Source organism: Arthrobacter sp. UYNi723, from assembly GCF_054057635.1.
Genome location: NZ_JBSRZM010000014.1, coordinates 16,281 through 37,456 on the forward strand (window position 1 = coordinate 16,281; position 21,176 = coordinate 37,456).

Consider the following 21,176-nt stretch of genomic DNA (forward strand, 5'->3'; position numbering starts at 1 on the left):
GGAGTTCGTGCGCTCTATCTGGTGTTGACCGAAATTTGTCGGCGAGGGGCTGATAGAGGTCGTGTGCCGATCAAGTAGGGCATCGTCGAACTGGCTATGGAGGGTTCGTTGCTTTTCTTCCATGAATGGCTCGCCGGACACGGCACGCGGGGCTTTTCTGTCGACGACCCGGCCCTGCTCGTCAGCGATGCATGAGCAGCGCGTCCACCAGCAAGGAACGACATGCAACGATCAGATCATCCGCCGACCACCCGGTTTCAGTGCAGTGCTCGCCGGTGCGCAGGACGTGCCCGGGGCTGCTTCCCGGGCGGATAGTAACTGGAAGTTGCATGGCTGTTCCTTGCGCGGGTCTGGTGAAGAGGCCGAGAGCAGCTGGGCCCCGGCTGCAAGGGGGAGGCCGCCGTAGACCGCGGCGGCCTCCCCCTTTCGATCGGTCTGGCGTCAGTCGTCCTCGGCGGCGCCTTCCATGACGGCGGTGGGTGCGACGTAGCCGTTGGGGTCGATGACCCAGCCGGCGTCGTGGGCCGAGCCTGCCACGTCGGGCGCCCAATCAAGGCGTACGCGGTCGTCGCCCGGGTTGATCACCAGGAGCTCACCGGTGCCGGGCGTGGCTGCGGACTCGCCGCCCTCAAGGCAACGGAACGCCCGCCAGGCGTTGGCAGGAACGGAGAATGAATCGGACGGGCCCAGCTCCAGCGTGGTGCCCTCGTCCCCGTTGAGCGTGACGGCCCAGCGTCCGGACTTAACTAGCACCACCTGCGGCCGGTCGTGGCGGTGCCGAAGCATGCCTTCGCCTGGCTGAGCCCGCAACCAGGCAAGGTTGAAGCTGTGCGGCTCGTGGATCGGCGGGACCTGGCGGCGGTCCTCGGACATTCCGTAGCCGATCACGGGGCTCAGTTCCGCGCCGCCGCCCGGCAGCGCGTTGCACAGGAGCGCATGCCGGCTGTACGTGCGGTCCCCGGGCTGGACCACGCGGGAGCGCATCTGCTCGGGAGAGTAGGTGGTGAGCTCATCAATGAAATGCTGCTGCATCGGCTTGATGAGTGCCACGCCTTCCGGAAGTTCGTCGCCGGCGACGGTGTCGATCAGGCGGTTGTCTGCCGTGAGGTGCAGCCCGTACGACTCGGCTTCCCGAAGCACGGACGGCCCCCAGATGATGCCACCGGTATCGTCCCTGCCCAGAACGGTGTAAAGAAGCCCCTCGTCGGGTCCCTCGTTGGTGAAGCCGCGGAAGATCCAGGTCGGGACGGAGATGATGTCGCCGTCCTTGGCGACGTACTCCCCCTGCTTGCCATCGACACCCCAGCGGAGGCGGAACTCCCCGCCAAGGTTGATGAATACCTCGGCGGTGAAGTGCAGGTGGAGGTTGTTGCTGATGCCCTTGGGCATCCCGGCCGCTCCGGTGTTGAAGCCGTGCGGCTGGGTCAGGTTGACGTACTGGTTGGGGTTCTGGGACACGCCGGGGCCGATGAAGGCGTAGTTCTCCTTCATATCCGATCCCGGGGTCCGGCAGTCGATGAAGGCCGCGTTGCATGCGACCCAGTCAGTGCGGCGGATGGTCCGCCGCTGGATCTCCTGACTGTCAATGGTCAGTTCGGAGGCGGTGGTGCTGGTCATGATGGTCCCTTCCTCGAGGAAGCTGCTTGCAGGGCTGGGTCAGTAGATATTGGCGGACGGGTCCGGGCCGTCGCCGCGGGTGGCATTGATCTGCGCCCGGAGGGCGATGTCGTCCCAGAGCTTGACTTCGTTGACGATCCGGCCGTCCTGGACGAGGAACTGCGAGATACCCAGAACGTCCACCGGCTTGCCGGTGACGGCGCCGTACCGGGCGTGGCCGATGTAGTCGCCCGTGAACTTCCACGTCACGGCAATCCGAAGGCCGCCATAACGCGGGTCGTTGTGGGTCTGGATGTCGCGGACCTCGAACTGGCCGCCGGGGAAAGCATCCAGGAATCGCAGCAGCTGCCGGCGGTAGCCTTCGGGGCGGATGATGAGATCGTTGCCGACCGTGTGCAGCGTCAGGTCCCGGACAAAGAAGCCGTCCACCTTCTTGAGGTCACGGTCGTTCCACACCTGCTGGATCATGGCGAGGACATTCTCGATCTCGCCGCGGTAGTTGTCCGGCCGCGGACCTGAGTCGCCCACGGCGATGACGTCTGCCGGGGCCGGCTGGGTGAAAGAGCCGGTGTAGCCCCGGAAAGCCTTAGTCCGCGCGACCTCGTCGGGGTCGAGTCCGCGGCGGAGGGCGTGGGCAAGTTCGTCACGGACCACCCATTCTTCGACCATTCGGCCACGGCGGTACAGGCAGTTGGCGATCGTAGAGCCGACAACCTTGAAGCCTTCCTCACCGGAGAGGACAAGGTGGGAGCTGAGGAATGCGTCGTTGCCCCGGCCTTCCCAGATCACGTCGCCGGCCTGGCCGATGTGCTCCGGAGCCTGTGAGACGCGCATCAGGCATCCTTCGATGACTTCCTGGCGTGTTGTCGACGTTCCGTAGGAACCATGAACGATGGAGTCGGGCTCGTAGTTGTCGCGGATGAAGCCGATCTGGCGTTCGACCCAGATGAAGTCGGTGACCTCACGGATAAAGTCGTCGGGGTCGCTGTAGGGCTGGTAGGCAACGGGGTCGAGGGACACGCTTGCACTCGCTTTCAGGAGGACTGGTTTCGCTACGGATGTAAGCGAGTGTATGCGTATGCACAACGCGTTGGCAACCCCTTTTTGCTGAACTTTTCCGTCAGCGACGGGTCAGTGGATGCGTCCGAGCGTGTCGCGCATGACCAGCCGGGACTGGAAGGCGGACTCCTCGAAGGGCCGGCCGGGGCTCTCGATCCGCTCGATGAGCAGGTCGGCTGCCCGGCGCACCATGGCATCCAAATCGTAGGAGATTGTGGTCAGCCGGATGATGGGCCAAGAGGCGGAAGGAAGGTCGTCGAAGCCGACGATCGACACGTCATTGGGGACATCGGCGCCCGCGCTGCACGCGGCATTGAGGGCACCGAAGGCGACGACGTCGTTGCCGCAGACGATGGCGGTGGGCGGCTCGGGCGTGTTCAGGAAACGCTCCGTGCCGGCCTGGCCGGTGGCCGTGTCGAACGGACCTCGATGGACATAGTGCGAGGGGATCGAGATGCCATGCTGGGCGAGTGCCTCGCGCAGTGCAATTTCGCGGTTAATGGCGGTACTCGTGTTGGCCGGACCGAGGATTGCAGCTATCCGGCGGTGGCCCCGCTCGAAGAGGACGTGGGCGGCCTCGCCCATGCCCTGCGCGGGATCCACCACGGCCGAATCAGCCTGGACGGCCGCGGATGTCCGGTTGAAGTAGACGAAGGGAAGACTGCGGTCACGCAGCCTGAGCGGCACCACAGAGTCGATCGTGGAGGTCGCCAGGATCACGCCGTCGAGCCCGTTGGAAATGAGCCGCTCCGCGACAACGTCGTTATCCGCCGCCTCGGTGTGCAGCATGAGCTGATAGCCGCGCGACTCCAGCTGGTGGAACGCGGGCGCGATGATGTGCGGATAGAACTGGTTTTCAAGGTCCGTGAGCAGGAGCCCGATCCGCCTGGTCCGCCCGCTGGACAGGGCCCGTCCGGCGTCGCTGGGAACATAGCCGAGCCGCTCGGCAGCCGTGCGGACGCGCTTCTTGGTGGCTTCGGAGACCCGCGGATCGTCCCGCAGGGCGCGGGACACGGTCGGCTGTGAAACGCCTGCGAGCTGCGCGACATCACGGCTGGTGACAGTCATCTACTTCTCCCTCCGCTCTTTGGCGCCACGGACGCCGCAAGGTTCTATCGAATCAGACTATTGACCTCCGTGTTGGCCCACTCCTAGTATAGACATACGTATGCAACAACGAGGAGTAATTGTGGTCATGTATCTGAAGCAAGCACCGTCCAAGTCCTTTGCGGATTCGAGCCACGCCGACGTGGCCGAGCGCGTCAGTCAGATCATCGCGGACATCCGGGCGGACGGCGACGTCGCCGTCCGCAAGTATGCCGAACTGTTCGACAAGCAGACCCTTGATTCGTTCCGGCTCTCGGACGCCCAGATCGAAGAGATCATGGGAACGCTCGACCAGCAGGTCATCGACGACATCGCCTTCGTCCAGAACCAGGTCCGCACGTTTGCCCAGGCGCAGCGGGACTCGATGCAGGACGTCGAGATCGAAACCCTGCCGGGTGTCTTCCTCGGCCACCGGCACGTTCCGGTGCAGGCCGCCGGCGCGTACATCCCGGGCGGCAAGTACCCGCTCACGGCGTCGGCACACATGACGATTATCACCGCAAAGGTTGCCGGCGTCCCCCGGGTCGTGGCCTGCACGCCGCCGATCCGCGGTGAGATCCCTGCCGCGACGATCGCTGCCATGAAGCTTGCCGGTGCCGATGAGATCTACCTGCTGGGCGGCGTCCAGGCGGTGGCAGCAATGGCGCTCGGCACCGAATCGATCAACCGCGTGGACATGATTGCCGGTCCTGGCAACGCCTACGTCGCCGAGGCCAAGCGGCAGCTTTTCGGTGAGATCGGCATCGACCTCTTTGCCGGGCCGACCGAGGTCCTCATCATCGCCGACGCCGATGCCGACCCGTTCGTTGTTGCCGTCGACCTCCTCTCCCAGGCCGAGCACGGACCTGACTCACCGGCGATCCTCGTGACAACCTCCGAAAAGGTGGCCCGTGAGGCGCTCGAGCATATCGAACGCATCCTCCCTGACATGCCGACGAAGGACTTCGCCGAGCCTGCATGGCGGAACTGGGGCCAGGTCATCGTCGTGGACGACCTCGACGAGGCGTACAGTGTCGCGGACCAGTTCGCGGCAGAGCACGTGCAGGTCTTCACCGCGGAGCCCGCGGCGGCGCTGACCAAGATGCACAATTATGGTGCCCTCTTCCTTGGCGAGAACACGTGCGTATCCTTCGGCGACAAGGTCATCGGGACCAACCATGTCCTGCCCACCCTCGGTGCGGCAAGGTACACGGGCGGCCTGTGGGTGGGCAAGTACCTCAAGACCGTGACATACCAAACGATCGAGAACGCCGAATCGTCCGCCGAGCTGGGCAGGATCCTGGGCAGGGCCGCTCGCGTTGAACTTTTCGAGGGACATGCCCGCTCGGGCGACGTGCGCGCCTGGCGCCACGGCGGCGAACGGTTCGAATGGATCGACCGCGCCCTGTCGGGCACCACCCCCGCAGGCGGGACTCGATGACATCGCTCACCGGCCGTACGGCGCTCATCACGGGGGGCGGTACGGGACTGGGCGCGGCGATTGCCCGGGCCCTTCACGGCGCCGGCGCCGACGTGGTGGTCGCAGGCCGGCGTCCGGAGCCGCTTCAGGAAGTGGTGTCCGGGCTGGGGGACGGCGCGAGCTGGCACCTCGTGGATGTCGCCGATCCCGTCTCGGTCGGCCAGCTCGAAAAAAGCCTGCGCGGGACTGACGTGTCGATCCTCGTCAACAACGCCGGGATCGCCGGGCCTGTCGCACCGCTGACCGACATCACGCCCGATGAGTGGGACGAGGTGTTCGACGTCAATGTCCGCGGCACGTTTCTCATGTGTCGGGCCTTCCTGCCTTCCATGGTCAGCCGCGGCAGCGGAGACGTCATCAACCTCGCATCGGTCTCCGGCAAACGGCCCCTCATTCGCCGGACACCGTACTGTGCCTCCAAGATGGCCGTGATCGGGCTCAGCTCTACCCTGGCCTTTGAGGTCGGGCCCGCAGGGGTCAACGTCAACACCCTCTCGCCGGGGCCAGTGGACGGGCCCCGGATGGACCGAAATTTCCGACTCGAGGCCGAGAGGACCGGGGCGAGCTACGAACAGGCGCAGGACCACTTTGTCTCCCGCGCCGCCCTGGGCCGGATGGTGACCGAGGGAGAGGTGGGCGCTGCGGTGGTGGCGATGCTGGGCATGCCCGGGCTTTGCGGTGCCGACGTGGACCTCTCTGCGGGGATGGTCGCATGAGGGGGCAACGCCGTGCCCTGCGCGCGCGCGTCCTCGCTGGCGAGCGGGTCTGCGGCGTGCTCCTTCGTATGCCCTCGGAGGAGCTGGTTGAGATGCTCGCCGTGGCGGGTTTCGACTTCATCCTGATCGACTGTGAGCACGGGCCGGCCGATGCCGTGCCTCTGCGCCAGCACATCGCTGCGGCCGCCATGCACGGCGCGGACGTCCTGGTTCGCGTCGGGGAGGGCGAGGACGCCCTGATCCTGCGCGCGTTGGACAGCGGGGCTGCAGGAGTGATCGTGCCGCATCTGGACAGCGCGGACCAGGCGCGGGACGTCGTCGCCGCTGCGCACTATCCCCCGCGCGGGCGGCGGGGCTTCGCCACCTATGGGCGTGCCGGGTCCTACGGCGCCGTCAGTGGCCCGGACCACAAGGCCCGGCTGGCCGAGGAGACCCTGGTGATTGGCATGATTGAGTCCCCCCTCGCGGTATCGGCGGTGGACGGAATCGTGGCCGTCGAGGGACTGGACGGGCTGATGGTCGGCGCCGCTGACCTGGCTGCCTCCAGCGGCCCCGGGGACCTGTCGGTGCCGGAATCGCGTGTCCGGGTTAACGCCGCGGTTGCCTCGGCCGGATCGCTGCGGCTGGACCTCGTGGGTGATGCGGAGGCCGCTGCGGCTGCCTATGCCGATGGCGCTCAGATGGTGGCGTACAACCTGACCCAGGCGCTGATGGCGCAGTTTGCCGCGCTCCTGGAACCCCGCCCGCTCACCTCTTCCTAGCCAGCCCGGCAAGAGAACCGGCTACCCCGGCCCGCCGTTTCAGGCGGGGCGGGGTGGCCGGTTCTTTGCTTCCCTACCGCAGCGTTCCGGACGTTGCTAGGCGTCCAGCCAGGACCTGAGAAGCCGGCCGACCTCGTCGGGGCGTTCCATGGGTGAAAGATGGCCGGCGTTGATGGAGGCCAGCTGTGCCCCCGGGACCGCCGACGCGATGTCCTGATGGAACTGCGGCGGGCAGATCGTGTCGACCGTTCCCGAGACGACGAGTACAGGCATTCGCAGCTCCGTGAGCGCAGATGATTCGTCGGTCCTTGTGGCCTGCATCCGCAGTTGGGCATCGAGCCGTGCCGTGCCGGTTTCATCGCCCATGCGCAGTACGCGTTCCACGAGGCGAGGATCCCGGTCCTGGGCCGGGCCGCTCAGGAGCGCGTCGAGGATGTCGCGCTGGAGGTCCCTGGGGGTGTCCCCGGCCGCAAGGCGGTCCCGCCAGGTGCCCCAGCCCTGGCGCTGCGTCTCCGTAGGGGCCTTTGAGTTTGTGGACATGAGGCACAGGCGCGTCACCCGTTCCGGGGCCTGCCGGCATAGCGCCATGCCAACGATCGCACCGAGGGAGAGCCCGGCAAGTGCGAAGCGCTCCGGAAGGATGTCGAGCAGAGCCTCGACCTGGTCATCCACGCTCGGCTCATCAAGGGTGGGCATGATGGACCCCTCGAGCCCGCATCCGGACCACAGGCCGGCCGTGCAGTTCATGCCGGGGAGCAGGACAAGGGGAACGCGGAAGTCCGCCGTCGGTGACGGCGGACGCGCGGTTAATGACGGCATCGCTTCCTTATAAGCCCTCGCTTAGCCCTTGACGGAGCCGTCGCTCAGGCCGGCCACCAGGTACTTCTGGGCGACGAAGGAGATGGCGATGACCGGCAGGGTGAGAAGCATCGCCGCTGCCCCGGCTTGCTGGAGCATGGGAAGGGTTTGGCCAAGCTGCGTGGTGATGAAGACGGGCACGGTCTTCGATGACGTGTCTGTAAGCACGAGTGCGGTCAGGTACTCCTGGAAGGCGAAGAGGAAGACGAAGATCCCCGCGGTGAGGATCCCGGGCTTCATGAGCGGGATCATGACCCTGCGGAGCGTGCCCAGCCGGGTGCACCCATCAATCATTGCCGCCTCGTCGAGCTCCTTCGGGATCTCGGCGAAGAAGTTTCGGAGGAGCCAGATGCTGAACGGCTGGTTGATGGCGACGAGGGCAGCCGCCAAGGCGAACGTCGTGTCATAGATTCCAAGCGATTTACTGATCTCGTACATGGGCAATACCACGGAGAAGCGCGGGAGCGACCGGAAGACGAGTGCCAGCAGCAGCAGGATTGCCGAAACATACCCCGGGAAGCGCGAGAGCGCATAGGCCGCGGGGATGCCCAGGACGAGAGCCACGATGGTCGAAATGACGGCCACCACGAGGGTGTTGATGAGGTACTGGGCGAAGTAGGTGGTTTCCCACAGATCCTGGAAGGCTTTGAGCGTTGGTGTGTAGCCGGTGAGGACGGGTGGGTTGGCGAACGCGACGTCCGTCGGCTTGGTGACCGAGAGCGCTGTCCAGATGAAGGGAGCCAGCATGATTATGGCTGTCAGGATGAGCAGGGCCGCGGAGATGCGGCTCGCAACCGGCCGCCGCCGTCGTGCTGTGGGAGCCGCTTTGATGACGCTTCCGGCAGGGGCCTTGATGGTGGTGTCGGCGATCATGCTTTGGCTTTCGCTTCCTTGAGGAGTCCCCGGATGAACGGGAACAGGCAAACCAGGATGAGGAGGATGGCGAGCACGTTGATCGCGCTGCCGAGGCCAAGTTGCGCGGACCCGTCGCGGAACGCCGTGTCAAAGACGTAGAGCATGATCGATTCGTTGCCGATGGCGTCCGCCTGCGGGGACAGCGGAATGAGGTTGTCGAAGGTGCGCAGCACATCCATGATGGTGATCAGGCATACGAAGCCCAGGATGCCCCGGATGGTGGGGATGATGACGTAAAAGTGCGTCTTTCTCCCCGATGCGCCGTCGATGATGGCCGCCTCGCGCAACTCTTTGGGCACGCCCTGCAGGCCGGCAAGGATCATGAGCATGGAAAACGGCAGCAGGTGCCACACCGTGTGTGCCATGACCATGATCCGGTTTGGCCACGTTTCCGTGAACCACAGGATGTTCTGGCCGGTGAGCGCCTGGATGACGTAGTTCACCGCGCCACCAAAGTTCTGGTCGAACAGCCAGGAAAACGAGACCGCACCGACGATGTTCGGCAGGACGTAGGCCACGAGCATGGCGCCCAGGATGTATGGGCGGAGCTTTCCGAGGCCGTTCATCCCGGTGGCAATCAGGTAACCGAGCACGAGGATCGTTGCGGTCACGATGACCGTCAGCAGCAGAGTGAAAAGCACTGCGCGGCCCAAGCGGGGATCGCTCAGTGCGTGGGTGTAGTTGGACAGCCCGATGAAGTCTCCCGGGGATCCGTATTCCACTTTTTGGAAGCTCCATTGAATGGTGCGGACCAACGGAACCACCAGGAGGCCCAACATCACGAGCAGGCTGGGGCCCATCAGTAGCGCGAATTCGCGTCTACGCATCGTTCAATTCCTCTCGATTGTGTCGAGTATGTCAGCGGTGTTCGGCCGTGGCCGGCGGACTGCTGGGCAGTCCGCCGGCCACGGCGCGCCGTCAACTGCCCGCTATGGTCTTTTCGGCGATGCTCTGCATCTGTTGCATGCCCGCTTCAATGTCCAGTTGGCCGGTGATGACCTGTACCACAATGGGCCGGATGGCGTTGGTGACCGGAGCCGCCGACGGGTTTCCCGGCGTCGGCATGGACTTGCCGATCGTGGCGTTCGCAGCTGCCGCGTACTTCGAGCTGTCATCGCTGACCATGCCTTCCCGGGCGGGGTAGGCGGCCGGCACGGAAGCCTTCGAGGCGTCCTCGCTGACAGAGGCCGCCATCATCTGGAAGAGCATGTCCTTGTCCAGCTTGGTGTTCTTCGGGATCGACCAGCCATCGACCGAAAGTCGGCTGTAAAGGTACGGAGCGCTGCCTTCGACAGCGGGGGGAGCGGCGAACGCAAACTTGTCCGCGAGCTTCGTGTTGGCCGGCAGTGTGAGGTCGTTCATGCGGCCTGAGAACATGATAGCCATCGCCGCAGTACCGTTGAACATCTGCTGCTGGACCTTTGGCTGGTCAAACGTCGTCACCTGGGGATCCATGTAGGGCAGGAGGGACTTCATCCCCTCCAGCGCCTTCCGCGACTCGTCGGACGCAAACTGCGGCTTGCCGGACGAATCCAGGAAGTCCTTGCCGTTGGAGTTCATCGCCGCCTGGTAGTTCGTTGTGATGTCGGCGGTTGCGTTCAAGGGCAGGGCGATCGGGTACTTGATCTCTCCCTTTGCCTGGATGGCTTTCGCGGCGTCGATCATCTCCGCGAAAGTAGTGGGCGGCTTGAGCCCCAGCGAATCGAAGACGTCCTTCCGGTAGGCGAGCACGTACATCTGTGCCTGCATGGGAAGCCCGTAGAGCTTGCCGTCGTAGGACATCGCCGAGCGCATTTGTTTGCTCAGTGCGTTGAGCTTGTACTTGTCGGCGTACTTGGCGACGTAGTCATCGAGCGGTTCAATATTGCCCTTCGCGGCGAAGCCGGGAACGACGAAACTGTAGGTCTCGAGGATGTCGTAGCTGCCCGAGCCTCCGGCGAGGCTCGCCGTCGTCTTGGTGACCTGGCCGCCGAAGTCGATGGGGTCGTGCTTGAGCGTGACCTTCTCGCGCGTGCAGCTCTTGACCATCGTGTTGGTGAACGGATCGATCGACGACGAGTTGTAGGCCAGGACGTTCACGGTCGTGTCGGCGGCGGGCATCGTGTAGTCGCATGCCACGGCTGTTGCGGCCTGCTCACCGGTCTTCGAACCTGCGCCGCAGGCCGTGACGCCGGCGAGACTGGCCACGACGGCAAGCGCCACGGCGCCCGTCCGGAGGTGTTTGTGGAATCGCATGATATTTCCTCTCCTGATGCTGTGCTGGCGGGAGTGGGGCAACTGTGACCCACTCTAAGTGTTTATACGTATGTATGACTATGGTGCTGCCACAAGGCCGCTCGCGTCCTGCGCACGGATAAGGTCGAGGCGAAGCTGGGCGCTGTCCCGGTGGCCTGGCATCTGTTCGAAGTCGGCGATGGTGACCACCGGCCCGGCCTGCGCCACGGTGGCCTCCCGTGTGGCGCGCTGGTAGGTGAGCTGCTTGAGGAACCGGGCCACCGACAGGCCCTCCGTGTACCTGGCGCCACGGCCGGTGGGAAGGACGTGGTTGGTGCCCGACATGCCCTTGTCGGCGTAGGCAACGGTGGACCACTCGCCAAGGAACAGCGATCCGTAGTTCCGGAGGTTGTCGAGGTAGTAGTCGGGATCCGCCGTCAGGATCTCGAGGTGCTCCGGGGCCAAGGTGTCCATGACCTCGATGGCTGTTTGGGGGGAGTCTGCAACGTAGATCGAGCCCCAGTCGCGCCAGGCGGCGCCCGCAATCTCGCCCGTGGCGAGTCCCCGGAGCTGCCGTTCAATCTCTATCTCGACCTCGGCGGCGAGGCGGTGCGAGGTCGTTACCAGACACGCGGGAGACGTCGGCCCGTGCTCGGCCTGGGCCAGCAGGTCGGCCGCAACCATGGCTGCGCTGGCGGTGTCGTCCGCTATGACTGCCACTTCGGAGGGACCGGCAAGGACGTCAATGCCCACCGTTCCGTAGAGCTGCCGCTTGGCTTCGGCGACATACGCATTGCCGGCGCCGACGATCATATCCGCCGGGCTGGCGTCGAGGAGTCCGAAGGCCATCGCGGCAAGGGCCTGCACGCCGCCCAGGGCGAAGATGCGCTCCGCTCCGGACACCCGGGCAGAGTAGAGGACGGCCGGGTGGACCTGACCGTTGTTGGAGGGCGGGGTGCATGAAACGATGTTCGGCACGCCCGCCGCCCGGGCAACGCCAACGGTCATGAAGGCGCTGGCGAGCAGGGGGAACCTTCCGGCCGGCAGGTAGGCGCCCACAGTGCCGACCGGGACGTATTTCTGGCCGCAGACAACGCCCGGGATAACTTCGTCCTCGAAGTCTGTCAGGCGCGCCCGCTGCATGTGGGCGAAACGCTGCGTGCGCTCGGCGCCGGCGTCCAGCGCTTCGCGCAGGTCGGCGGGGAGGTCCGCGGTGAGCTTGTCGGCGTCGGCAGGGCTAATTTCAAACGCCGTGCCGCCCTTCCAGCCATCGAGCCTTTCGGCATAGTCGCGCACGGCTTCGATGCCCCCGGCTTCGATCGTGGAGAGCATCGCGGAGACGGTGGAGATCACCTTGGGATCGGACTGCGCAGCCACATCCGGACGGTTCGGTTCGCGGACGACGGTCACGGTGCCGGTGAGGCGTGATTTATCTGCATAAGTTAGGTGCATACGTATACAGTAATGACTCGGGGCGCCTGTGACAAGGGGCACATCAATGCGATTGCGGCCAGGCCATCCGGCGGCTTGCCTGTCCCGCTGTTTGTCCATCGTTTGTCCTGCCGCTTGCCCGAACGCACCCCGCCCGGCCCCCGGGCTCAGGAACGCGGGGCCGGCGGCCAGGTTGCCGGGTCGATGCGGCCGCCGTAGACGGGCAGCTCGATGGCAGGCTCTCCGGGCTGGAACTGGGACCACATGCGGGTCACTCCAGCAGTGCCCTCCGCCCGCACCCGGTCGACCGCACCGAGGTCTAGGTTTGCCGACAGGAGGGTCGGGGCCGCGTCGGGTGCCTCGGCGATGACGGCGCCCTCGGGGTCCACGATGATGCTGCGGCCTTCCCCGGTCGGGCCGCCGCAGTTGACGCTCACGACGAAGACCTGGTTCACGATGGCGTTCGCCCGGGCAAGCACCAGTTCGAGGGCGCGGTCCGGCGTCGTCGTCTTGACAACGTTGAGGATGACGTCGGCACCCATCCAGGCGAGCTGGCGGGTAGCCTCCGGGAACCAGGCGTCGTAGCAGATGTTGAGTCCCACCCGTCCTGCCCCGCCGAGGTCGACGACGACAAACTGGTCGCCGGGGTCGTACGGCTCGTGCGGGCGCCAGGGGAACATCTTCCGGTAGCTTCCTGCGAGTTCGCCTGAGGGCGACAGCACCACCTGGGTGTTGAACAGCTCGCCGCGCGGCCCGGCTTCGCATAGGCTTCCCGGGACGAGCCAGACGCCCAGCCTCCGCGCCAGGTCCGCAAGGCCCACCATGCGGGGTCCGTCGAGTGGCTCGGCGGCGGCGCGGAGAGCGTCGGTCCGGTGGCGATCGGGAGAGCCGTCGCCGAAGAGATGAAGCTCGGGAAACACCAGGAGCTTCGTGCCCGGATTGCTCTCCAGGGCCCTGGCGGCCTCATCGGCAAAGGCTTCAAGGGGAGCTCCGATGAGCTGCGGCGGAGCCTGCACGGCGACGAGGGAAAGATTGCGTTGCACGGGGAACCTCGATTCATCTGCTGCAAGAACTCGGCGAATCATCGTTGATCCGCCGAGGGGCACGGTGCGGGCAAGCGCACACTCCGAAGGGAACGACTGAGACAACAGCAGGTCCAGTCGAAAGTCTAAGCCTTGATCCACCGACGTTGGCGGCGTCACCCTGACGCCCGATCAGGAACGGGAAGAACAGGTTACTGGTACGGCCCGCAAGGTCCGTGAGAACATGCACGGCCGCCACGGTGCACCGGCGCCGGAGGCTCCGGAAGCCGTCGACGCGGCGTTGCAGGACATTGCCGCACTCCGGGAGGCAGAGCGCTCCACCGGCGAAGCTGCCGGCGGGGACGCCAGGAAGCCGTGGCAGGAACGGCTGGCAGCGGCACAACAAAAGCGGCCGGCCGCCAGCAACGACTTTGCCGAAAAGTTGACCCAAATCCGTAAGGCCCAGGAAGAACAGGCCGCGGAGCAAGCCCAGCGTAAGGCTGCACACCGCGGCCCCAGCGCCGGACCCGACCAGGGACGCCGAGGCCCCACTCTGTAGTGACGCGTCCAGCGCTTCACCTGCGGCTTCCTCCCACAGAAATACGCCCAGTCAGCGGGCCCGCGACGAACTTCAGCACTTCCGTGTGGCTGCGGGATAGTTTATTGATGTATCCGAGTTTTATTAGAAATCAATAAAGTGAGATAACTCTTGTAAGATCGTCCATATGGACCCCGTGAACAATCCCTACACTCCGAATGCAGGTGCCACTCCGGAGATTGTCATCGGGCGTGACGATCTCCTGGAGGACTTCCGGATCCTCCTGCGGAGGCTCGACAAGGGCCGCACCAATCAATCCATGATCGTCACCGGACTTCGAGGTGTGGGCAAAACCGTTTTGCTGGGGGAGTTCCGTCAGATAGCCGAAGAGTTCAGGTGGAAGGTGCTGGAGCTCGAGGCCAGCAAACACGATGACGACCACTTCCGCCGGACTATCTACTCGCAGCTGCGGGCCGCGCTCTACCAGATTTCACCACGAGCCAAGTGGGGAGACAAAGCACGGAAGGCTGCCCAAGTCCTGCAGTCCTTCAGCCTTTCCATCGATCCTTCCTCGGGTATCCCGACCCTGTCACTCGATGTCGACGGCGCCGAAGGATTTGCCGATCACGGCAGTCTTACCCTGGACCTGACGGACGTCCTGGTTTCGATAGGCGAAGCCGCCAGGGAACACGGGACGGGCCTGGTGCTGCTGTTCGACGAGGTCCAGTTCCTGAGCCAATCACAACTCGAAGCCGTCATCCAAGCGATCCACAAATCGGTGCAGAGAAAACTCCCGGTAACGTTTGTCGGTGCAGGGTTGCCCCAGATCGCCGAGCTTGCCGGCGACGCAAAATCCTACGCCGAGCGGCTCTTCAAGTTCCCCAAACTCGGATCCCTGGATATCGAAGATGCCAAGAAAGCACTGGCCGCGCCAGCGCACATCGAACATGTCCATTTCGAAGACGATGCACTGGTCCGGGCCTTCGACCTCACTGAAGGCTATCCATACTTCGTGCAGGAACTTGGGTATCAAGTGTGGGCAGTCGCAGACGGCGACTCCATCACCTTGGAAGACGTTGAGGATGCAAAGGACGCCTACGAGGCAAAACTTGATTCCTCGTTCTTCCGCGTCCGACTCGACAGGGCCACCCAGCTGCAGATCGCCTACATGCGCGCCATGGCGCAGCTGGGCCCCGACTCCCAAAAGGCCGCCGACGTCGCCGCCATCATGGGTCGCGAGTCCACCCAGCTGGCCCCTACACGATCCGAACTCATCAACATGGGCCTGCTCTATACGCCCGCCCACGGCTACGCGGGCTTCACGGTGCCGCACTTTGACCGGTTCATGCTGCGCGCCGTCCCGCACCTGGACGTCCCCCCGGTGCAAACGAGGCGCACGAAACCGAAGAAATAAACCGCCCGTCCAGGCCCGGTCGAATACTGGCGCGACGTGATTCACCGGGCGGGAACAACAAGTCCCAGCGGGAAGCGACACCCCGCTGGGATTCACAGGCCCATCAGTCTTCACCATCCTCCAGACTGCAAACCCCGTCAGATTGGCATCTAAGAGTGGTGCCGAGGGCGTCTAGGAAACGCCTTCCGGACCCTATTCTGACGGTGTTTAAGTGGCAGTCTGACGTCAGGTTGGGGTGTGTCCCAGCTTGACCACCTGTCCGCAGTGGAGAACCTGAGCTTCGAACCCGCCCTCGAGACAAGCACCTGGTGGTTCCAACCACGCGAACCCCGCAGGCGAGATAATGCACTACGTCACCACCGCCTTGTCTTGGTGCTGCTTTCAGCCGCTGTCAGCAGCTATTCCGGTTCGATGGCATCTAGGATCTCGACTGCATAATGGGTAACGGCTGCCGCTCGGGCAGATAACGTCGTTTCTTTTGGCCATACTGCGACGACGGAGGTTTGGCCGGCACGGGGACGAAGGTGTCGGGTCACTAGCCCCTTGCCCTCAGTTGAGATCGGGATTTGGTTGGGGCGGGACATGAGGAGGCTGTAGCCGAGTCCGCGGCCGACCATCGCCCGCACGAGGTCGATCTGTGGGACAACTGCGCCTATGTTTGGTCTTAGCCCGCGCTGGGCAAACATCAGCTGTGTGTATTCGGTGCTTGGTGCCGTTTTGAGCATGATGAGTGGCTTGGTTACCAGGTCCGCGAGGTCTATGTCGGCTTCTTCGGCGAGTGGGTCGTTTGCCGCGAGGACGGCCATGGCTTCGGTTTTGTAGATGACCATCCGCTCCACATCCGTTGGCAAGCCAATGTCGTAGACGATGGCTGTGTCCAGGTTTCCATGTTCGAGTGCTCGCAACAGCTCGGAGTGGTCTCCTACCGTGATGCTGATTTCGACTTTGGGGTGCACTCGTGCCATCCCCTCCAGCACGGCGGGGAGGACGTTGCTGGCGAGGCCCGTGTAGCAGCCCAATGACACAGGTCCTTTCAGCTCGCCGCGCAGCTCACCCAACCCGTCCGCCAGAGCATTGGCCTCTTTCAGGAGTTCCGCGGCCCGCTTTGCGAAATGGCGCCCCGTGGGCGTCAGGTGCATTCCTCGGGCCTTCTTCCGGATGCAAAGTTGTTCGCCCAATGCTGCCTCCAGCTCGCTGATGGCGTGCGATAGCGCAGATTCTGAGATGTGGAGCTGTTGCGCCGCCGATCCCAGAGTTGTGTGTTCCGGTAGTGCGGCGAAGAGTTCGAGCTGGCGAAAGGTGAACTTACGCATACAACCCTTCTTCTAAGAAATCGAAATACTTTCCCTGTTATTCACAGTTTACTAAACAAAGCTGCGGTGTGACACTGATTACACAAAGGACTTGCCAGTAGGACTGGAAACACAACGAAGTGTCAGTAGGAGTATGAAAATCATGACCACAGCAGCCTCGCAGTGCCCGTTCCACGCAGACTCCGAGAATTCCGGGGTAAACGCGGACGTGCTGAGCGGCAGTAGCGACCAGGCTCGCACCGCCGCTTCGCAGGACGCCGCTGACTACCCTGTGGCGGACTGGATCGACATGGCCGCACTTGCCGCAGATCCTTACCCGACCTACGCCCGGCTTCGGGCGGAATCTCCCGTCGTCTGGGTTCCACAGCTGAACAGGTTCCTTGTCACGAACTACGCCGGCTGTCACGACGTGGAGCAGGATCAGGAAGTTTTCAGTGCGAACGTTTCCGGAGCAACAATGACCCGGGCCATCGGCGCTCAGCCGATGCTGCGCAAGGACGACCCGGAACACGCAGTAGATCGGGCACCGGTTAACCCCGTCCTCCGGCCCAAGAACATCAAGGAAGCCTGGGGACCGGTCTTTGAGCGCAACGCCGAAACTTACCTTGAGAAAGTTGCCGAGCTCGGCCCCGATGAAGCAGACCTCAACCGCGATTACGCCGCCCCTGTGGCCTCGCAGAACCTTATCGACCTGCTGGGGCTGAAGGACGTCACCGTTGAGCAGGTACGCCGCTGGTCCCAGGACTTCATCGCGGGCATGGGCAACGTGCTGGAGGATCAGTCGATCTGGGACCGGTGTGACGCTTCAACCGAGGAAGCCGACCGCTTGCTTGAGGAGCTGATTCCCTACTACCGGCAGAATCCGGACACCTCGATGATATCGGCATTCGCCAACAGCGGGTTGCCGACCTCCAACGTCGCAGCCAACGTAAAACTGACTATCTCCGGCGGCATGAACGAACCCCAGCACATGGTGACCAACATGGTCTGGGCACTCAGCAACCACCCTGAGCAGCGCGAGCAGGTTCTCGCAGACCCCGCGTTGTGGGCGTCGGTGTTTGACGAGGCTGTCAGGTGGCAATCACCCATCGGCATGTACCCGCGTGAAACGACTCGGGAAACCGTCCTCGAAGGAGTACGCATCCCGGCCGGAGCCGGCATAGGTGTGGTCGTCGGATCCGCAAACCACGACACCAATCACTTCGGCGATACGGCAGCAGACTTCGACATCCACCGGCCAAAGCGCCCCCACCTTGCCTTCGGCAGCGGTGTCCACCTCTGCGCGGGGCACTGGGCCGCAAAGACCTCCATCGGCCAGATCGCCGTACCCATGGCCTACAAGCGCTTTTCAGGGCTGCGCGTAGACGAGCGACGGAATGAAAGCTGGGACGGCTGGGTCTTCCGCGGCCTGACCAGCCTGCCCGTCACCTGGAACTAAAAGCACCCCTTAGATACCAAGGAGCAACGATGCCCACCGTTACCTACACCCAACCAAACGGCAACCAGCAAACCCTCCAGGTCGAGGCAGGCACAACACTGATGCGCGCCGCCGTCAGCAACGGCGTGGATGGCATCATCGGCGAATGCGGCGGACAGGCCATGTGCGCAACATGCCACGTCTACGTGCGGCCGGAGTACGCTCAGGCGCTGCCCGAAATCAGCGACGACGAAGACGAAATGCTCGACTGCACCACCGCCGAGCGGACGGACAGCTCCCGGTTGTCATGCCAGATCAAAATCGACGCAGAACTGTCAGAGATTGTCGTCGACATCCCTGCCGGCCAACTCTAGAAGCGGAGACAGAGGACATGAGCGTTGTCATCATTGGTGGCGGACAGGCCGGCCTGCAGGCCGCTGATACGTTGCGGACCGAGGGATACGACGGCAAAATCGATGTGATCGCCGAGGAATCCGGTCTGCCCTACCAACGTCCGCCGCTATCCAAGGACTACCTCGCACCGGGCAAGGAGGCGGCTCCCTTGCCGCTGCGCGGCGCATCATTCTTCACCGACAAGAACATCACACTCCACGAAGGCGTCCAAGCACTCGCCGTTGACCGGGTCGAACGGAAGGTGAAGCTCACCGAAGGTTCACTCGACTATGACCACCTGGTCTTCGCGACCGGCGCCCGCAACAGGATGCTGAACTGCCCGGGCGCGTCCCTGCCTGGCATCCACGGGCTGAAAACCCTGAAGGATGCAGAGGGACTGCACGCGGCTCTGCCCACCGCCCGGAACATCGTCATCATCGGCGCCGGATTCATCGGACTGGAATTCGCCGCCGCCGCCCTGGCGCACGGATGCGATGTAACTGTCCTGGAATTCGCGCCACGCCCGATGGGACGTGCACTGACCCCGGTCATGAGTGGCTGGTTCGCAGGCATCCACCGCACACAAGGTGTCAACCTGCGCCTGAGCGAAGGCATTGACCGCTTCGAGCCCGGCGCAGATGGCCGCGTCGGAACCGCAATCTCCACCACAGGGGACTCATACCCCGCGGATCTCGTCCTCGTCGGCATCGGCGTACAGCCCAATGACACACTGGCCTCCGAAGCAGGACTCGAAACCAGCAACGGCATCGTCGTCGATGAAACGCTTCGCACAGCTGACCCTGCTGTTCTGGCCATCGGCGACTGCGCCAGTTTCCCCAGCGCACACGCCCAGGCCCGCCTGCGTCTTGAGTCAGTCCAGAACGCCACCGACCAAGGCCGCAACGCCGCACGGACCATCCTCGGAGCCACCAGCCCCTACACGGAACTGCCATGGTTCTGGTCCACTCAGGGCCCATACAAGCTGCAGATGGCAGGACTCTCACGGCCCGATGACGACCTTCTGATCCTAGGGGACCAGGCGGCCGGAAAATTCTCCGTCCTCTGCTTCAGGGACGGCATCCTCGCGGCCGTGGAATCGGTCAACATGCCCGCAGACCATATGGCCGCCCGCAAACTGCTCGCCGCAGGCACGGGCATCACCCGCACCGAGACAGAAACCGAAGGGTTCACCCTGAAGACTGCCGCCAGTTCTCGGGTCATCCCAATCACCGCCTGAGAAAGCTCCTCCATCTCGACCCCGATTAATCTGCACCACTGTTCGACCCCCAGGGCTTCCCCTGGGGCCACCCCGCTCACATCAACTGGAGAATCATGAGCCTGTCCACGCACAGTTCGAAGGCGAACCAACGTCGTGTCGCCTTCGCTACCGTCATCGGCACCACCGTTGAATGGTACGACTTCTTCATCTACGCCACGGCCGCCGGGCTGGTGTTCGCCCAGCTGTTCTTCCAACCAGCAGGCGAATCCATCGGCCTGCTGCTGTCGTTCGCCTCCGTCGGCATCAGCTTCCTTTTCCGACCCCTCGGTGCCTTCCTGGCCGGCCACTACGGCGATAGGATCGGCCGCCGTGCCATGCTCGTCATGACTCTGGTCCTCATGGGCGCCGCAACCACCTTGATCGGTTTCCTCCCCACCTACGCGACCGCCGGCGTTATCGCCCCCGTCATGCTGCTGCTGCTGAGGATCCTGCAAGGCATCTCCGCTGGCGGTGAATGGGGCGGAGCCGTCCTGATGGCAGTTGAGCACGCCCCCAACGACCGCCGTGGACGGGCAGGGGCCTTCCCCCAACTGGGCGTCCCGCTGGGGCTACTGTTGGCCACCGGCGTCACAGCGCTCATGACAGGTGTAATCTCGCCCGGGGCAGCCTTCCTCGAATGGGGATGGCGCGTACCTTTCCTGCTGAGCATCGTTCTTATTGTTGTCGGCTACTTCGTCCGCCGCGCGGTGGATGAATCCCCCGTCTTCCAGGAAATCGCGGCAGCCAAGAAACAGCCCAAAACACCGATCGTGGAACTGTTCCGCCGTCACGGACTGCTCGTGATCGTCGCTGCCCTGATCTTCGCAGGCAACAACGCTGCAGGCTACATGGCAACAGGTGGCTTCATCCCCAGCTACGCCTCCGGCCCCGCTGTAGGACACGAACGCACTGACGTCCTCGTAGCGGTCGCTTACGGTTCGGCCGTCTGGCTCGTCTTCACCTACCTCGCCGGGTACCTCTCGGACAGGATTGGCCGCAAAAACACCTACTTCATAGGATTCGGCGCCCAACTGCTGGCCTGCTTCCCGCTGTTCTGGATGATCAACACAGGATCCCTGCCGATGCTCTACCTGGCCATGACCATCTTCACCGTTGGTCTGGGTCTGGCGTACGGCCCGCAGGCTGCCCTGTACTCAGAGATGTTCCCTGCCTCGGTACGCTTCTCCGGCGTCTCCATCTCCTACGCCCTGGGTGCAATCCTCGGCGGCGCCTTTGCCCCCACCATTGCCACAGCCCTCGTCCAAGCCACCGGCGGAACAGACGCCGTTTCCCTGTACCTCGTAGGGATGACGCTTGTCTCCCTCGTGGCCGTCGCACTCGTCCGGGACCGCTCCGGGATCGACCTCTCCATCCGGAACCAGGCCGAACAGGAAGTCGGAGCCCTCGTCTTTGACCGCCGAACCGCCAACACCTCAGACCAACCCGTGAGCCCCAACTGATCACCTAGTCGTGTGGGGCCGGGAGTAGCTAAGAGCACCCGGGCACACCCAGCAATCGGCGGCGACCGTGGGTGGCAGCAAGGATGACCCTGATGGGGTGCTCGAGGTTTTGCGGGATGCATAACTTGAGGTTCTCAACTCGAGGCAAAGTCCCAGTGACCGATAAAAGAGGACCAGCGGAACAGAAAGCCGCCTGGAAGGACCTTTTCTAGCCCGGAAAGAGC

General features: G+C 63.9%; 19 protein-coding genes. 9 read left to right on the forward strand and 10 right to left on the reverse strand.

All coding sequences use genetic code 11. The features are described from left to right. Positions 1-441: 441 nt before the first annotated feature. The 3 genes from ACVWY0_RS12160 to ACVWY0_RS12170 all read right to left on the reverse strand — a co-directional run bounded on the left by ACVWY0_RS12160 (position 442) and on the right by ACVWY0_RS12170 (position 3,744). Positions 442-1,617 (reverse strand): cupin domain-containing protein, encoded by a 1,176-nt coding sequence (locus tag ACVWY0_RS12160; RefSeq protein WP_485836921.1) that lies wholly within the window; start codon positions 1,615-1,617, stop codon positions 442-444. A gap of 39 nt (positions 1,618-1,656) precedes the next feature. Further along, entirely contained in the window at positions 1,657-2,637 is a 981-nt protein-coding gene (locus ACVWY0_RS12165) for an ester cyclase (RefSeq protein WP_485836922.1), read from the reverse strand. Positions 2,638-2,748: 111 nt separating this feature from the next. Beyond that, on the reverse strand, positions 2,749-3,744 hold the full coding sequence (locus ACVWY0_RS12170) for a LacI family DNA-binding transcriptional regulator (protein WP_485836923.1): 996 nt from the start codon (positions 3,742-3,744) through the stop codon (positions 2,749-2,751). 127 nt (positions 3,745-3,871) lie between these two features. Between ACVWY0_RS12170 and hisD (ACVWY0_RS12175) the strand changes: the two genes are divergently transcribed. Genes hisD (ACVWY0_RS12175) through ACVWY0_RS12185 form a run of 3 tightly spaced genes read left to right on the forward strand, consistent with a single transcriptional unit; the run spans position 3,872 to position 6,719 of the window. After that, positions 3,872-5,203: a histidinol dehydrogenase gene (gene hisD, locus ACVWY0_RS12175; protein ID WP_485836924.1), complete on the forward strand. Its 1,332-nt coding sequence runs from the start codon at positions 3,872-3,874 to the stop codon at positions 5,201-5,203. Continuing rightward, a complete protein-coding gene (locus tag ACVWY0_RS12180; RefSeq protein ID WP_485836925.1) occupies positions 5,200-5,958 on the forward strand; it encodes an SDR family NAD(P)-dependent oxidoreductase in 759 nt (252 codons plus the stop codon). The genes hisD (ACVWY0_RS12175) and ACVWY0_RS12180 overlap by 4 nt, the downstream gene beginning before the upstream one ends. After that, the gene (locus tag ACVWY0_RS12185; RefSeq protein ID WP_485836926.1) at positions 5,955-6,719 is read left to right on the forward strand and encodes an HpcH/HpaI aldolase family protein; all 765 of its coding nucleotides are present in this window, start codon (positions 5,955-5,957) and stop codon (positions 6,717-6,719) included. Before ACVWY0_RS12180 ends, ACVWY0_RS12185 begins: the two co-directional genes overlap by 4 nt. 96 nt (positions 6,720-6,815) lie before the next feature. Here ACVWY0_RS12185 and ACVWY0_RS12190 read toward each other — a convergent pair whose 3' ends face one another. From ACVWY0_RS12190 to ACVWY0_RS12215, 6 genes are all read right to left on the reverse strand, one after another. Continuing rightward, positions 6,816-7,538 (reverse strand): alpha/beta fold hydrolase, encoded by a 723-nt coding sequence (locus ACVWY0_RS12190; protein WP_485836927.1) that lies wholly within the window; start codon positions 7,536-7,538, stop codon positions 6,816-6,818. A gap of 21 nt (positions 7,539-7,559) precedes the next feature. Further along, entirely contained in the window at positions 7,560-8,450 is an 891-nt protein-coding gene (locus ACVWY0_RS12195) for a carbohydrate ABC transporter permease (protein WP_485836928.1), read from the reverse strand. Further along, positions 8,447-9,319, reverse strand: coding sequence for a carbohydrate ABC transporter permease (locus ACVWY0_RS12200; protein ID WP_485836929.1), 873 nt, complete (start codon positions 9,317-9,319; stop codon positions 8,447-8,449). Before ACVWY0_RS12200 ends, ACVWY0_RS12195 begins: the two co-directional genes overlap by 4 nt. 91 nt (positions 9,320-9,410) lie before the next feature. Next, positions 9,411-10,727: an ABC transporter substrate-binding protein gene (locus tag ACVWY0_RS12205; protein WP_485836930.1), complete on the reverse strand. Its 1,317-nt coding sequence runs from the start codon at positions 10,725-10,727 to the stop codon at positions 9,411-9,413. Between the two features lie 78 nt (positions 10,728-10,805). Continuing rightward, positions 10,806-12,158, reverse strand: a complete 1,353-nt coding sequence (hisD, locus tag ACVWY0_RS12210; RefSeq protein WP_485836931.1) for a histidinol dehydrogenase — start codon at positions 12,156-12,158, stop codon at positions 10,806-10,808. A gap of 146 nt (positions 12,159-12,304) precedes the next feature. Beyond that, a complete protein-coding gene (locus ACVWY0_RS12215) occupies positions 12,305-13,180 on the reverse strand; it encodes a carbon-nitrogen hydrolase family protein (protein WP_485836932.1) in 876 nt (291 codons plus the stop codon). Positions 13,181-13,403: 223 nt separating this feature from the next. Here ACVWY0_RS12215 and ACVWY0_RS12220 point away from each other — a divergent pair, with 223 nt between their 5' ends. Then, positions 13,404-13,718: a hypothetical protein gene (locus ACVWY0_RS12220; protein WP_485836933.1), complete on the forward strand. Its 315-nt coding sequence runs from the start codon at positions 13,404-13,406 to the stop codon at positions 13,716-13,718. 166 nt (positions 13,719-13,884) lie between these two features. Next, positions 13,885-15,111, forward strand: coding sequence for an ATP-binding protein (locus tag ACVWY0_RS12225; RefSeq protein WP_485836934.1), 1,227 nt, complete (start codon positions 13,885-13,887; stop codon positions 15,109-15,111). A 398-nt stretch (positions 15,112-15,509) separates the two neighbouring features. Here ACVWY0_RS12225 and ACVWY0_RS12230 read toward each other — a convergent pair whose 3' ends face one another. Then, positions 15,510-16,424, reverse strand: coding sequence for a LysR family transcriptional regulator (locus ACVWY0_RS12230; protein ID WP_485836935.1), 915 nt, complete (start codon positions 16,422-16,424; stop codon positions 15,510-15,512). Positions 16,425-16,566: 142 nt separating this feature from the next. On the opposite strand from ACVWY0_RS12230, the gene ACVWY0_RS12235 reads away from it, so the two are divergent. The 4 genes from ACVWY0_RS12235 to ACVWY0_RS12250 all read left to right on the forward strand — a co-directional run bounded on the left by ACVWY0_RS12235 (position 16,567) and on the right by ACVWY0_RS12250 (position 20,952). Then, the gene (locus tag ACVWY0_RS12235; protein WP_485836936.1) at positions 16,567-17,862 is read left to right on the forward strand and encodes a cytochrome P450; all 1,296 of its coding nucleotides are present in this window, start codon (positions 16,567-16,569) and stop codon (positions 17,860-17,862) included. A gap of 29 nt (positions 17,863-17,891) precedes the next feature. Beyond that, complete coding sequence (locus ACVWY0_RS12240) at positions 17,892-18,215, forward strand: 2Fe-2S iron-sulfur cluster-binding protein (protein ID WP_485836937.1); 324 nt, start codon at positions 17,892-17,894, stop codon at positions 18,213-18,215. Between the two features lie 17 nt (positions 18,216-18,232). Then, on the forward strand, positions 18,233-19,471 hold the full coding sequence (locus tag ACVWY0_RS12245; RefSeq protein ID WP_485836938.1) for an NAD(P)/FAD-dependent oxidoreductase: 1,239 nt from the start codon (positions 18,233-18,235) through the stop codon (positions 19,469-19,471). A gap of 95 nt (positions 19,472-19,566) precedes the next feature. After that, positions 19,567-20,952: an MFS transporter gene (locus ACVWY0_RS12250; protein WP_485836939.1), complete on the forward strand. Its 1,386-nt coding sequence runs from the start codon at positions 19,567-19,569 to the stop codon at positions 20,950-20,952. Positions 20,953-21,176 lie beyond the last annotated feature (224 nt).

Excerpts from the sequence above, each read along its gene's own strand:
- ACVWY0_RS12200 (WP_485836929.1), bottom strand. The coding sequence starts at position 9,319 with ATGCGTAGACGCGAATTCGCGCTACTGATGGGCCCCAGCCTGCTCGTG.
- ACVWY0_RS12235 (WP_485836936.1), top strand. The coding sequence starts at position 16,567 with ATGACCACAGCAGCCTCGCAGTGCCCGTTCCACGCAGACTCCGAGAAT.
- ACVWY0_RS12180 (WP_485836925.1), top strand. The coding sequence starts at position 5,200 with ATGACATCGCTCACCGGCCGTACGGCGCTCATCACGGGGGGCGGTACG.
- ACVWY0_RS12220 (WP_485836933.1), top strand. The coding sequence starts at position 13,404 with ATGCACGGCCGCCACGGTGCACCGGCGCCGGAGGCTCCGGAAGCCGTC.
- hisD (WP_485836931.1), bottom strand. The coding sequence starts at position 12,158 with ATGCACCTAACTTATGCAGATAAATCACGCCTCACCGGCACCGTGACC.
- hisD (WP_485836924.1), top strand. The coding sequence starts at position 3,872 with ATGTATCTGAAGCAAGCACCGTCCAAGTCCTTTGCGGATTCGAGCCAC.
- ACVWY0_RS12240 (WP_485836937.1), top strand. The coding sequence starts at position 17,892 with ATGCCCACCGTTACCTACACCCAACCAAACGGCAACCAGCAAACCCTC.
- ACVWY0_RS12185 (WP_485836926.1), top strand. The coding sequence starts at position 5,955 with ATGAGGGGGCAACGCCGTGCCCTGCGCGCGCGCGTCCTCGCTGGCGAG.
- ACVWY0_RS12250 (WP_485836939.1), top strand. The coding sequence starts at position 19,567 with ATGAGCCTGTCCACGCACAGTTCGAAGGCGAACCAACGTCGTGTCGCC.
- ACVWY0_RS12190 (WP_485836927.1), bottom strand. The coding sequence starts at position 7,538 with ATGCCGTCATTAACCGCGCGTCCGCCGTCACCGACGGCGGACTTCCGC.
- ACVWY0_RS12160 (WP_485836921.1), bottom strand. The coding sequence starts at position 1,617 with ATGACCAGCACCACCGCCTCCGAACTGACCATTGACAGTCAGGAGATC.
- ACVWY0_RS12225 (WP_485836934.1), top strand. The coding sequence starts at position 13,885 with ATGGACCCCGTGAACAATCCCTACACTCCGAATGCAGGTGCCACTCCG.
- ACVWY0_RS12170 (WP_485836923.1), bottom strand. The coding sequence starts at position 3,744 with ATGACTGTCACCAGCCGTGATGTCGCGCAGCTCGCAGGCGTTTCACAG.
- ACVWY0_RS12195 (WP_485836928.1), bottom strand. The coding sequence starts at position 8,450 with ATGATCGCCGACACCACCATCAAGGCCCCTGCCGGAAGCGTCATCAAA.
- ACVWY0_RS12205 (WP_485836930.1), bottom strand. The coding sequence starts at position 10,727 with ATGCGATTCCACAAACACCTCCGGACGGGCGCCGTGGCGCTTGCCGTC.
- ACVWY0_RS12230 (WP_485836935.1), bottom strand. The coding sequence starts at position 16,424 with ATGCGTAAGTTCACCTTTCGCCAGCTCGAACTCTTCGCCGCACTACCG.
- ACVWY0_RS12245 (WP_485836938.1), top strand. The coding sequence starts at position 18,233 with ATGAGCGTTGTCATCATTGGTGGCGGACAGGCCGGCCTGCAGGCCGCT.